Genomic DNA, 12,494 nt, shown 5'->3' with positions numbered 1-12,494 from the left:
CCCTAGCTGTAGGCGCTGTCGCCTTCGCTCGCGGCTTCCTGGCTGCCCTCGCTCGTCGGGACGCGTCCGGCTTCCCGGTCGGCCTTCGTCTTCGCCTCGTCGGTCCGCTGATGAATGTTGATCATCTTCTGCTTGACGTCGTCGTCCATCTCCTGGAACCCGTCGCGGGAGACGACGACCGCGATGCTGAGGCCTTCGAGGCAGTCCCTGAGGAGGCCGGAGAGCTCCGTCAGCTTGCCGACGACGGTGGAGTACGACGTGTAGACGCCGTTGGCCTCGCTCCAGCCGGCACCGCCGCCGCCGAACTGGCTGCGCTGGACGGGGTCGGCCTCGACCCTGCCCTTGTCGGCCTCGGAGGCGACGAGCTGGTCGATGATGGCGTCGATGCCCTGCTTGAGATCGGTCATCGTCTCGGCGTTGTACCGCACCGCCGCCGCGCTCATCCCGCGCATCGCGTACGACCCGCCCCCGTCCACGTAGGCTTCCATGCCCGCGCTCCTCCCCCGTGTGTTCGACAGTTCACTGTACTGACGAACGACGACAGCGCGCACCTGCCAGTTGCACAAGCAACCGACATCACACGGTTACGAATTGGGCACGGCAACCGCCGCCTGCGGCCTGATCGGGAGGCGGTTGACGGGGCGTCCGGTTGCCGCGCGTACCGCTGAGGCCACTGCTGCCGGTGAGGTGACGACCGGGACCGCGCTCGCCGCCTTCGCGCCGAACGGGGCCACCACGTCGCGTTCTTCGACGAGTTTCACGATGCGAATGTCCGGGGCATCCAGGGATGTCGGAAGTGCGTATCCGGTGAGGTCGGGGTGTCGGACCAGGCCCCGCGCCGTGCGGAGGTTCTCCGTGAGGGCCGCGCCGACGCCCTGGGTGACGCCCGCCTCGATGCGCACGGCGAGCTGGGCGGGGTTGAGGATCCGGCCGACGTCCTGGGCGACGGCCATCTCCACGACGCGGACCGCGCCGAGTTCGATGTCCACGTCGACGACCGCGCGGATCGCGCAGAACGCGAGGCCGACGAAGGCGTCGCCCTGGCCGTCCTCGTCGAGGGGCTCGGTCGGGTGGGGGCGGCACTGGGCGGTGGCCCAGAGTTCCTTGCCGTCCATCGCCTCCGTCACCGTCGTCGACAGGACGCCGTCGTACGAGGTGATCTTGCCGTCGGTGATCTGGAGGAGCTCCGTCGACATGCCGAACTTGTGGGCCAGCGGCTGGAGCAGCTGCGTGCGGACCATCTTCGCGGCCCGCTCGACCGCTCCGCCCGACACCCACGTGTGGCGGCCGTGGGCGGCCGGTCCGGCCGGCGGCTGGTCGGTGTCGACGGGGGCCACGTGGACCTCGTCGATGCCGAGGGTCTCCTGCACGATCTGGCGGGCGAGCGTGGAGAAGCCGGAGCCGGTGTCCACGGCCGAGCAGATGACGGTGGCGACGCCGTCCATGACGCGCACGGTCGCCGTGGAGACCTCGTCCATGCCCTCCGCGCCGAGCATGTGCACCATGCCGAGCGCGTAGCCCACGCCCCGCCGCACCGCGCCGGGTTCGCCCGCGCCCTCGGGTCCGCCGGGCAGCAGCCAGTCGTCCTCCGGGGTGTCCTTGGGGAGGGGCGGGAGGGGGAAGTCGCGTACGGCGGCGAGGAGTTCGGCCACGGGGGCGGGGCAGGTGACGGTCTGGCCGGTCGGCAGGATGTCGCCGGTCGCCATCACGTTCCGCATGCGCAACTCGGCCGGGTCCACGCCCAGTCTGGCCGCGAGCTTGTCCATCTGCGCCTCGTAGGCCGCGCACACCTGCATCGCGCCCTCGCCCCGCACGTGGCCGGACGGGGGGTTGTTGGTGCGGACCGCCCAGCCCTCCACGAAGGCGTGCGGCACGACGTACGGGCCGCACGCGAAGGCCACGGCCGCCGCGAGCGACTCCGACGAGGAGTCGGCGTACGCGCCCGCGTCGAGCAGGATCTGCGCCTCCACCTTCACGAGGCGTCCCTCGGCGTCCGCGTGGTGGCGGTAGCGCAGCAGGGTGGGGTGGCGGTGGCCGTGGCCGAGGAAGGAGTCCTCGCGCGTGGCGGTGAGCTTGACCGGGCAGCCGGTGCGCAGCGCGAGCAGGCCGAGCGGGATCTGGAAGCCCGGGTCCTCGCGGTCGCCGGTGGCGCCGGGGACGCCGGTGACGACGACCTTGACCTGCTCGGGCGGCAGGCCGAAGCAGGCGGCGGCCAGGTCGCGGTCGGTGTGCGGGTCGGTCGACGCGGTGTAGAGCTCGACGCCGCCGTCGGGGCGCGGGACGGCGAGCCCGGCCTCGGCGCCGATCGGCGCCGGGTCCTGGCGGCCGATCCGGTACAGCCCCTCGACGACGACCTCGCCGGTGGCCTCGGGGTCGCCGAAGCGGAGCGGGATGTGCCGGATCAGGTTGCCGTCGGGGTGCAGCGCCTCGGCGGCGAAGGCCTTCTCCGGGTCGGTGACCGGTTCGAGGACCTCGTACTCGACGGTGATCGCCGCGGCGGCGAGCCGGGCCGTGTCGGGGTGGTCGGCGGCGACGGCCGCGAGGGCCTCGCCGTGGTGGCGCACGAGGTCGGCGGCGAAGACGGGCCGGTCCGCGACCTGGCGGCCGTACGTCGCCGCGCCCGGCACGTCGGCGGCCGTCACCACGGCCCGTACGCCCGGCATGGACGTCGCGGCCGAGGTGTCGATGGAGACGATCCGCGCGTGCGGGTGCGGGGAGCGCAGGATCGCGGCCCAGAGCAGGCCCTCGGCCCACAGGTCGGCGGCGTACGGGAAGGTGCCCTCGGTCTTCGCGCGCGACTCGGCCTGCGGGAGCGAGGCGCCGAGGCCGTGCGCGACGGGCTCCGGGTCCGGAGCCGCCCCGGGGACGTCCAGGAACACGGGAGCGGGAATCGCGGTGGTCGCGTCGCTGCTCACGCCATGCCTCCGTCATGCGGGTGGGGAATCTGCTGCGGTACGTGGATGCCCTCGGCGGCCTCGGGGCCGGTGGGCGCGGTCGCGGCGGCGGTCGCCTCGCGTTCGGCGACGACGTCCCGTACGGCTTCGAGGACGCCGCGGTAGCCCGAGCAGCGGCAGAGGTTGCCGGCGAGGGCCTGTCGGGTCTCCAGCTCGGTGGGGGCGTGGTTGCCTTCCAGGAGGTCGTGCACGGTCATGCACATGCCCGGGATGCAGAAGCCGCACTGGACGGTGCCGCACTTCGACATGGCCCGCTGCACGTCGGACGGCTCGCCGTCCACGGCGAGGCCCTCGACCGTCCGCACCTCGGACCCGGCGGCGGTCGCCGCGGGCACCAGGCAGGAGGCGACGAGCCGGCCGTCGACCTGCACGTTGCACGCGCCGCACTCGCCCTGCGAGCAGCCGTCCTTGGCCCCGGCGAGGCCGAGGCGCTCGCGCAGGACGTAGAGCAGCGACTCGCCGATCCAGGAACCGGTGACGGGCCGGTCGGTGCCGTTGACCCGCAGCGTGTACGAGGTGTGCGGGTGCTCCTCGCTGTCGGTGGAGGCGTACGCGGGCACGGGCGCGGGCGGCGCCGGTACGGGCGCGTGCTCCGCGTCCGGTCCGGCCTCCGGGGCGACCTCGGGCCCGGCCTCGGGCGCCGTCTCCGGCTCGGACTCGGGCTCGGGGGCCTCGACGGCCTCCGGTCCGGCGACCCCCGGTCCGGCGGCCTCCGCGGCCCCGGCTTCATCGGCCCCGACTTCCTCGGTCACGGCCTCCCCGGCCGCGGCCACCGGCTCCTCCGGGAGCGCCCACGGCGCGGGCGCGCCGCCCGGCAGCGTCGGCGGGGCGTTCTCGTACGACGGCGCCTCGGCCTCGTACAGGGCCGCCTCGGGCTCGTACGAGGGCACCTCGGGCACGACCGCCTCCGGCTCCGGGGGCGCCTCGGGAACGATCTCCGGGGCCGTCTCCGGCACCGCCGGGATCTCCCACTGGCCCGAGGGCCCGGAGACCTCCGTGAAGTTCCACTCCGCCGTCGCGTGCGGGTCGTGCGGGGCATGTACGTCGTGCGCGGCGTGCGCGGCGTGCTCCGACTGGTCGAAGTACTGGACCTGCTCCGCCTCCGTCGGCAGGTGCACGTTCCACGTGCCCGTCGCCGCCGGGTCCGTCGCCGCCGCCTGGGTCAGCGGCTGGAGCGGGACGATCATCGGCGGCGTGTAGCCGTGGCCGGGTGCCTCCAGGGGCACGCCGTCCAGCATGAAGTCGGGCGGCAGCTGCACGAAGGCCGTGGCGCCTTCGTCGTAGCCCTCGCTCTGCGGGATCGGCTCCCAGGCGCCCGGCACCCCGCCGTGGCTCCCGTACGGGTTCCCCTGCTGTTCGTCGCCGCTCATGCCAGCGCCCTCCCCAGTGCCCGTCGGGCGAGTGCGGCGACGGTGCGCCGCAGGTGCAGTACGGCGGGGGGCAGCGGCTCGCCGCCCTCCGGGTCCGGGATGCAGGCGGCGGCGACGTACTCGCCGAACGCCGTCAGCGCCTCGGGGGCCAGCGCCCGGTCGTTGTCCCAGTCCACGAGCGAGGCGATCCAGCGCTCCGCCTCCAGGGGGCGCAGCGGCATCGGGGCGACGGCGCCGACCGCGCAGCGGACGCCGCGCCGGGCCGGGTCGAGGACGACGGCGACGGAGGCGGTGGCGCGGGCGGGACCGGTGCGGCCGGTGGCCTTGAGGAAGACCTGGGGGGCGTGCAGCAGCGGCACGCGGACGAAGGCGACGAGCTCGCCCGGGACCAGCAGGTCGCGGCCGGCGAGCAGGTGGGAGACGGGGATCTCGCGGTTGCCGAGCGGGCCGACGACGACGAGGTCGGCTTCGAGGGCGGCGAGGACGGGCAGCGAGTCGCCGGTGGGCGCGGCGGTGACGACGTTGCCGCCGAGGGTGCCGGCGTTGCGGATCTGCGGCGGTCCGGCGGCGCGGGAGGCGGCGGCGAGGGCGGGGATGAGGGCGGCGAAGTCGGGGCGGCCCATCCGGGCGTGGGTGAGGCCGGCGCCGAGGAGGGCGTGGCCGTCCTGGTACTGCCAGCCGCGGATCTCGTTGATGCGGCTGAGGCCGACGAGTCCGGCGGGGCGGAGCTGGCCCCGGTTGACGGCGGCCATCAGGTCGGTCCCGCCCGCGACGGGCACGGCCGCCGGCATGGCGGTGAGCGCCGCCACGGCCTCGTCCAGCGAGGCGGGCAGCGTCACGTACTGCGCCGTCCGTGGTGCGTGCGTGGTCAACCCGCTGCCCCTTCCCGGTGTCCCGGTGGTCCCCGACTGTGCCCCGCCGACGCGCCTGCTGTCACCTCTGCCGTGACGTCCGCTGTCGCGCCCGCGTGTGGGCGTACCGTACGTGCTCACACGCCGGACGTGGCAACTCTGGCACATCTTCCGAGCCGTCCGGCGCGAGGGTCCGCGAAGGACGGTTCCGTCCGGGAAGCCCCGTGAGGGACCGTAACTTCCTCTTCGCCGCTCTTGGGTGAACCGGAGGCGCGACGTCCCTCACACGTTCGGGGGCGGGCCCTCCAGGGGACGGCCGGTCACTCCCGGGCGCCGCTGCGACGGGCGGGGCCCGGTCGGCGGGCGGTAGTCGACGCCGAGGGCGTCGAGGCGCCGGTAGTGGGTGTCCATCCGGCGCTCGAAGTCCGGGTAGTCGCGCGCCCCGGGCGCGGGGAGCGCGGACCAGGCGACCTCGGCGAAGGCGGCGAGGCGCGGGAAGACCTGGTAGTCGACGCGGGACCGGCTCTCCGTCACCTCGGTCCAGATGTTGGCCTGGGTTCCCAGGATGTGGGCGGCGGCCCCGGGCGTGAGGCCGGGCGGGACGGGCTCGAAGCGGTAGACGTCCTCCAGGGTGCGGACGTACCCGATGGGCACCGGCTCGTCCTCGCCGGGCGCCTGACGGTGGTCCAGGTAGACGTGCTGCTCGGGGCACATGACGACGTCGTGGCCGGCCTCCGCGGCGGCGATCCCGCCCGCGTACCCGCGCCAGGAGGAGACGGCGGCGCCCTCGGCGAGTCCGCCCTCCAGGATCTCGTCCCAGCCGATCAGCCGCCTGCCGCGGGCGGCGAGCCAGCGGTCGAAGTGGCGGATGAACCAGGACTGGAGGCCGTCCTCGTCGCCGACGCCGAGTTCCCGGACGCGGGCCTGGGCGGTCGGCGAGGCCTTCCACTGGTCCTTGGGGCACTCGTCGCCGCCGACGTGGACGAAGGGGGACGGGAAGAGGTCGAGGACCTCCTCGAAGACGTCCTCGTAGAAGCGCAGGACGGCCTCGGTGGGGGCGAGGACGTTCGGGTTGACGCCCCAGGTGTCCCAGACCGTGAGGGAGGCGGTGTCGACGACGTCGGTGTTGCCGAGTTCGGGGTAGGCGGCGATGGCGGCCTGGGCGTGGCCGGGGAGGTCGATCTCGGGGACGACGGTGACGTGCCGTTCGGCGGCGTGGGCGACGATCTCGCGGATGTCGTCGTGGGTGTAGAAGCCGCCGTGCGGGGTCTCGGTCCACAGCGGCGACGCCCGGTGCCCCCGCTTGGTACGGGCCCGCCAGGCGCCGACCTCGGTGAGCCTCGGGTGGCGCTTGATCTCGACGCGCCAGCCCTGGTCGTCGGTGAGGTGGAGGTGGAGGACGTTGAGCTTGTGGGCGGCGAGGAGGTCGACGTACCGCAGGACGTCGTCCTTGGGCAGGAAGTGGCGGGCCACGTCGAGGAGGAGGCCGCGCCAGCCGAAGCGGGGGGCGTCCTCGACGGCCTGCGTCAGGAGGGCGGCGGGCGGTTTCCGGCCGGCCTCGGGCGCCGTGCCGAAGGCGTCGGGACCGAGGAGCTGACGGAGGGTCTGGGCGCCCCAGAAGACGCCGGCGGGGCCGCCGCCGGTGATCTCGACGGACTGGTCCACGAGGACGTGCAGCCGGTACGCCTCCGGGGCGAGCGCCGCGTCCAGGCGGAGCCGTACGACGTTCCCCGAGGTCGCGGCGCGCGCGTCCCGGAGCGGGAGGCCGAAGGCGGGGCCGAGCGCGGCGCGCAGCCAGCGGGCGGTGCTCTCGGTGCCGGGGGCGGCGTCCAGGACGGTCTTGCGGTCGAGGAGGAACCCGCAGCGCCACGGCCCCTCCACGCGCGCGGGTGCCGGGATGAGGTCGTGCGGGTGGCGGGGCTCCATGGCCGGTCCTCCGAGCCTGCGTTGCACCCTGTGCAACGCGCGTTTCGTCTGGCACAACAGCCGTGAGCCTAGGGGCCCCTGCGCCCCTCCGGCAAGCAAAGGGAACGGCCCCCGTCGCGCGTGCCGAAACACGCGCGACGGGGGCCGCCCCGGGACTCGAGGACCTACTTCTTGTCCTTGCCGCCCTTGTCCTTGTCGCCGCCGCCGGCGCCCATGGACTCGTAGATCTCCTTGCACATCGGACAGACCGGGTACTTCTTGGGGTCGCGCCCCGGCACCCAGACCTTTCCGCACAGCGCCACGACGGGGGTCCCGTCGAGGGCGCTCGCCATGATCTTGTCCTTCTGGACGTAGTGGGCGTAGCGCTCGTGGTCGCCGTCACCGTGGGACACCTGCGGAGTCGGCTCCACGAGGGTTCCCGTACCTGCCCCGCGCTCGGGCTCGAGAGTGCTCATAACCGCCAAGGGTACTGAAAGCCGCGGGGCCGGGACGGCGGGGCTCGGACGGCCCGGCCGCTGAGGCTCGGACGGCCCGGTCGCCGGGGCTCGGACGGCCCGGTCGCTGAGGCTCGGACGGCCCGGTCGCCGGGCCTCGTACGGCCCGGCCCGCGGGCCCGGGCGGCTCAGTTGAGGGACGGGTCGTCCGGGTAGGTCGCGATCATCGCGAGCTCGCCGCGCTGGCGGCGCAGGACCTGGCGCCAGAGGGTCTCGGGGTGCGGGGCGGAGACGTCGCCGGGCTCGGACTCGACGACGTACCAGGCGCCGTCGGCGAGCTCGGACTCCAGCTGGCCGGGGCCCCAGCCGGCGTACCCGGCGAAGATCCGCAGCGAGCCGAGGGCGGGGCCGAGGAGCTCGGGCGGGGTCTCCAGGTCGACGAGGCCGATCGCGCCGTACACCCGCCGCCAGCCGAGGGGACCCTCGTCGCCGGGGATGACGGCGACGCCGAGGGCCGCGTCGAGGGAGACCGGGCCGCCCTGGAAGACGACCTCGGGCTCGCCGGCGAGCCCGGCCCAGGGCGCGAGGACGTCGCCGACGGTGACGGGGGTCGGCCGGTTGAGGACCACGCCGAGCGAGCCCTCGTCGTCGTGATCGAGCAGCAGGACGACCGCGCGGTCGAAATTCGGGTCCGCCAGCGCGGGGGTGGCCACGAGCAGCCGTCCTGTGAGCGAGGACACCTCGGTCATGCGACACATGATCCCGCATCCCGGCCGTTCGCGGGGGACGGAGGGCGTGAACGGGCGGGAACCGGGGAAGCCGGTGAACCGTCGCAGTTCACGAGGGCGAAGACGGCACCCGCCGGGGAGGCGGGACGAGGAAGCGGAGGGTAACGCTCCGCAAGGTCACGACGACTCAACGTGTTGTGCCGAATTCATTACATCTGACAGGCCCCCCAAGGCACACGATCGGGGTCCGCCCGCCCCTTACCCTTTTCTCTGGCCACCCGACCGACCCGACCGGAACGCGAGATTCATGACCGGCACAGACAGCCAAGACGTCCTGCTTGTCCACGGCGGAACCCCGCTGGAGGGCGAGATCCGCGTCCGGGGCGCGAAGAACCTCGTGCCCAAGGCGATGGTCGCCGCCCTGCTCGGCAGCGGTCCCAGCCGACTGCGCAACGTGCCCGACATCCGGGACGTCCGCGTGGTCCGCGGACTGCTCCAGCTGCACGGCGTGACGGTCCGCCCGGGCGAGGAACCCGGTGAGCTCGTCCTGGACCCGACGCACGTGGAGTCGGCGAACGTCGCCGACATCGACGCGCACGCCGGCTCGTCCCGCATCCCGATCCTCTTCTGCGGCCCGCTGCTGCACCGCCTCGGCCACGCCTTCATCCCGGGCCTCGGCGGCTGCGACATCGGCGGACGGCCGATCGACTTCCACTTCGACGTCCTGCGCCAGTTCGGCGCGACGATCGAGAAGCGGGCGGACGGCCAGTACCTGGAGGCCCCGCAGCGCCTTCGCGGTTGCAAGATCCGCCTCCCGTACCCCTCGGTCGGCTCGACCGAGCAGGTGCTGCTCACGGCCGTCCTGGCCGAGGGCATCACGGAGCTGTCGAACGCGGCCGTGGAGCCCGAGATCGAGGACCTCATCTGCGTGCTGCAGAAGATGGGCGCGATCATCTCCATGGACACCGACCGGACCATCCGGATCACCGGTGTCGACAAGCTCGACGGCTACACCCACCGCGCCCTCCCGGACCGCCTCGAGGCGGCCTCCTGGGCGTCGGCGGCGCTGGCCACCGAGGGCAACATCTACGTGCGCGGCGCCCAGCAGCGCTCGATGATGACCTTCCTGAACACCTACCGGAAGGTGGGTGGCGCCTTCGAGATCGACGACGAGGGCATCCGCTTCTGGCACCCGGGCGGCGAGCTCAACGCCATCGCCCTGGAGACGGACGTGCACCCCGGCTTCCAGACCGACTGGCAGCAGCCGCTGGTCGTGGCGCTGACGCAGGCCTCCGGCCTCTCCATCGTCCACGAGACGGTCTACGAGTCCCGGCTCGGCTTCACCTCCGCGCTCAACCAGATGGGCGCGCACATCCAGCTCTACAAGGAGTGCCTCGGCGGCTCCGACTGCCGCTTCGGCCAGCGGAACTTCCTCCACTCGGCCGTCGTCTCGGGCCCGACCAAGCTCCAGGGCGCCGACCTGGTCATCCCCGACCTGCGCGGCGGCTTCTCGTACCTGATCGCGGCGCTGGCGGCCCAGGGCACGTCCCGGGTCCACGGCATCGAGCTGATCAACCGCGGCTACGAGAACTTCATGGAGAAGCTCGTCGAGCTCGGCGCGAAGGTCGAGCTGCCGGGCAGCGCGCTGGTCTAGGAGGTACGGGGCCCCTCCGGGGGCCCGTACCGGCCCGCACCGACGCCGTGCAGGCGCCGTACGGACGCGAACAGAAGGGCGGCCACCCCCTGACAGGGTGGCCGCCCTTCGTGCGCCTACAGGCTGCCTTACTTGCCCTTGGCGGCTTCCTTGAGCTTCGAGCCCGCGGAGACCTTCACGCTGTAGCCGGCCGGGATGTTGATCGGGTCGCCGGTCTGCGGGTTACGAGCGGTGCGAGCGGCACGGAGGGTGCGCTCGAAGGTCAGGAAGCCGGGGATGGTGACCTTCTCGTCACCCTTGGCGACGACCTCACCGACGGTCTCGGCGAGAGCGGCCAGCACGGCGTCGGCGTCCTTGCGGGTCACCTCGGCGCGGTCGGCCAGGGCGGCCACCAGCTCACTGCGGTTCATGTTGTTACTCCCGTGTTCTTCTTGCCTGTGAGGCGTGCCACGCGGCGGAAGCCGCGCGATTGGGTTCAGCGAAGCCGATGCTGCCAGGGCCCTCGGACAGTCCCCGGACCCGGGTCAAATGACAGACCCTCGCGCCCAAACACGCATCCTGCCCCCACCAGCGGCGGGAAAGCCAATCCGGCACCCCCTGGGGTCACACGAAAAGCGCCGGGGACGCGGGTCGTGACGTCCCGTCGGCGCCGTGTTTTCGGCGCGGAGCCGAAAAGCCACCCTAAAGGCGGGTTTACGGCTCCGCGAATCGCGACGCGCCGTCAGTGAGATGTCAGCGGGCCGCCTTGGCGGCGTTCCGGACCGCTCCGGCGACCGCGCCGGCGACCTTGTCGTTGAAGACGGACGGGATGATGTAGTTCGGGTTGAGCTCGTCCTCGGAGACCACGTCGGCGAGGGCGGAGGCCGCCGCGAGCATCATCTCCGTGTTGACGGTGCGGGACTGGGCGTCGAGCAGACCGCGGAAGACGCCCGGGAAGACCAGCACGTTGTTGATCTGGTTGGGAAAGTCCGAGCGGCCCGTGGCGACGACGGCGGCCGTCTGGCGCGCGGCGGCCGGGTCGACCTCCGGGTCGGGGTTCGCGAGCGCGAAGACGATCGCGCCCTCCGCCATCGCGGCGACGTCCTCCGCGCCGAGCAGGTTCGGGGCCGAGACGCCGATGAAGACGTCCGCGTCGACGACGGCCTCCTTGAGGGTGCCGGTGACGCCCTCCGGGTTGGTGTTGTCGGCGATCCAGCGCAGCGGGGAGTCGGCCGGGGCGTCCACCAGGTCGGTGCGGTCCGCGTGGACGACGCCCTGGATGTCGGCGACGACGGCGTGCTTCACGCCGGCCGCGATGAGGAGCTTGAGGATGGCCGTGCCGGCGGCGCCGGCGCCGGACATGACGACCTTGACGTCCCCGATGCCCTTGCCGACGACGCGGAGGGCGTTGGTGAGGGCGGCGAGGACGACGATGGCGGTGCCGTGCTGGTCGTCGTGGAAGACCGGGATGTCGAGGGCCTCGCGGAGCCGGGCCTCGATCTCGAAGCAGCGCGGCGCGGAGATGTCCTCCAGGTTGATGCCCGCGAAGCCGGGGGCGATGGCCTTGACGATCGAGACGATCTCGTCGGTGTCCTGGGTGTCGAGGCAGATCGGCCAGGCGTCGATGTCGGCGAAGCGCTTGAAGAGGGCCGCCTTGCCCTCCATGACCGGCATGGCGGCCATCGGGCCGATGTTGCCGAGGCCGAGGACGGCGGAGCCGTCGGTGACGACGGCGACGGTGTTGCGCTTGATGGTGAGGCGGCGGGCGTCCTCGGGGTTCTCGGCGATGGCCATGCACACGCGGGCGACGCCCGGGGTGTAGATCATCGAGAGGTCGTCACGGTTGCGGATGGGGTGCTTGGCCGCCATCTCGATCTTGCCGCCGAGGTGCATCAGGAACGTCCGGTCCGAGACCTTGCCGAGGACGACGCCCTCGATGGTCTTCAGCTGCTGCACGATCTCGTCGGCGTGCGCGGTCGAGGTCGCGGCGATGGTGACGTCGATGCGGAGCTTCTCGTGGCCGGAGGCGGTCACGTCGAGGCCGGTGACGGATCCACCGTGGGACTCCACCGCCGTCGTGAGCTGGGAGACCGCGGTTCCGCTCGCGGGTACCTCAAGGCGGACCGTCATCGAGTACGAGACGCTGGGCGCCGTTGCCATGGCCGGGTTCCTCTGCTTTCCCTGAGCTTCGTTGCTACGCCGCCCCGGCTGGTTGCCCCGGCGGCGCCCTCCGATGGTCGCACCTACCTGCCGGTAGCAGGTAATGCGGTCATTTTGTTTTCGGAAAGTAGTTTCCACCATACGAGAGACGTGGGGGAAACAGAAGAGGCCCCCGTCACCGGAGGTGACTGAGGCCTCAACTTCGTACGTACGTCTAAGTGGCACCGACCCGCCATGCTCGCCTCGCGGCAAGTGGTCCCTCTGAGGGACGAAGGTTGGGCCCGGGGGCTTGGATCGAGCCGGTGCCACGACAAGGCTAACAAACCACCCTGCCCGGTGATTCCAGCGCCACAGGTTGACCTGAAATCAGCCCCCGTCAGCCCTGCCGGACCCCGGGAGGGCCGCCCCCGGACCCCGGGAGGGCCGGCCCGGACCCCG

The 12,494-nt window shown here is 72.9% G+C and carries 10 protein-coding genes; 1 reads left to right on the top strand and 9 read right to left on the bottom strand.

Annotation, left to right across the window (positions count from 1 at the left end):
* Positions 1-2: 2 nt before the first annotated feature.
* The 7 genes from AB0G79_RS05905 to AB0G79_RS05875 form a co-directional block, all read right to left on the bottom strand.
* Complete coding sequence (locus tag AB0G79_RS05905) at positions 3-488, bottom strand: hypothetical protein (protein ID WP_360800754.1); 486 nt, start codon at positions 486-488, stop codon at positions 3-5.
* Between the two features lie 96 nt (positions 489-584).
* A complete protein-coding gene (locus AB0G79_RS05900; protein WP_360801821.1) occupies positions 585-2,879 on the bottom strand; it encodes a molybdopterin cofactor-binding domain-containing protein in 2,295 nt (764 codons plus the stop codon).
* Positions 2,880-2,911: 32 nt separating this feature from the next.
* Positions 2,912-4,324, bottom strand: a complete 1,413-nt coding sequence (locus tag AB0G79_RS05895; protein ID WP_360800751.1) for a 2Fe-2S iron-sulfur cluster-binding protein — start codon at positions 4,322-4,324, stop codon at positions 2,912-2,914.
* Positions 4,321-5,196, bottom strand: coding sequence for an FAD binding domain-containing protein (locus AB0G79_RS05890; protein WP_360800748.1), 876 nt, complete (start codon positions 5,194-5,196; stop codon positions 4,321-4,323). The genes AB0G79_RS05895 and AB0G79_RS05890 overlap by 4 nt, the downstream gene beginning before the upstream one ends.
* A gap of 261 nt (positions 5,197-5,457) precedes the next feature.
* Entirely contained in the window at positions 5,458-7,101 is a 1,644-nt protein-coding gene (locus tag AB0G79_RS05885; RefSeq protein WP_360800745.1) for a beta-N-acetylhexosaminidase, read from the bottom strand.
* 164 nt (positions 7,102-7,265) lie between these two features.
* The gene (locus AB0G79_RS05880; RefSeq protein WP_318106551.1) at positions 7,266-7,556 is read right to left on the bottom strand and encodes a DUF3039 domain-containing protein; all 291 of its coding nucleotides are present in this window, start codon (positions 7,554-7,556) and stop codon (positions 7,266-7,268) included.
* Between the two features lie 167 nt (positions 7,557-7,723).
* On the bottom strand, positions 7,724-8,284 hold the full coding sequence (locus tag AB0G79_RS05875; protein ID WP_360800741.1) for a YqgE/AlgH family protein: 561 nt from the start codon (positions 8,282-8,284) through the stop codon (positions 7,724-7,726).
* Positions 8,285-8,570: 286 nt separating this feature from the next.
* Between AB0G79_RS05875 and murA the strand changes: the two genes are divergently transcribed.
* Positions 8,571-9,917 (top strand): UDP-N-acetylglucosamine 1-carboxyvinyltransferase, encoded by a 1,347-nt coding sequence (murA, locus tag AB0G79_RS05870; RefSeq protein ID WP_360800738.1) that lies wholly within the window; start codon positions 8,571-8,573, stop codon positions 9,915-9,917.
* Between the two features lie 128 nt (positions 9,918-10,045).
* Here murA and AB0G79_RS05865 read toward each other — a convergent pair whose 3' ends face one another.
* Entirely contained in the window at positions 10,046-10,327 is a 282-nt protein-coding gene (locus tag AB0G79_RS05865; protein ID WP_360800735.1) for an HU family DNA-binding protein, read from the bottom strand.
* Between the two features lie 322 nt (positions 10,328-10,649).
* Positions 10,650-12,056, bottom strand: coding sequence for an NAD-dependent malic enzyme (locus tag AB0G79_RS05860; RefSeq protein ID WP_360800732.1), 1,407 nt, complete (start codon positions 12,054-12,056; stop codon positions 10,650-10,652).
* Between the last annotated feature and the right edge of the window lie 438 nt (positions 12,057-12,494).

Source organism: Streptomyces sp. NPDC020807, assembly GCF_040641575.1.
Lineage (GTDB): Bacteria > Actinomycetota > Actinomycetes > Streptomycetales > Streptomycetaceae > Streptomyces.
The sequence above is the reverse complement of the archived record's forward strand: the minus strand, read 5'-3'. Positions and strand labels throughout refer to the sequence as shown.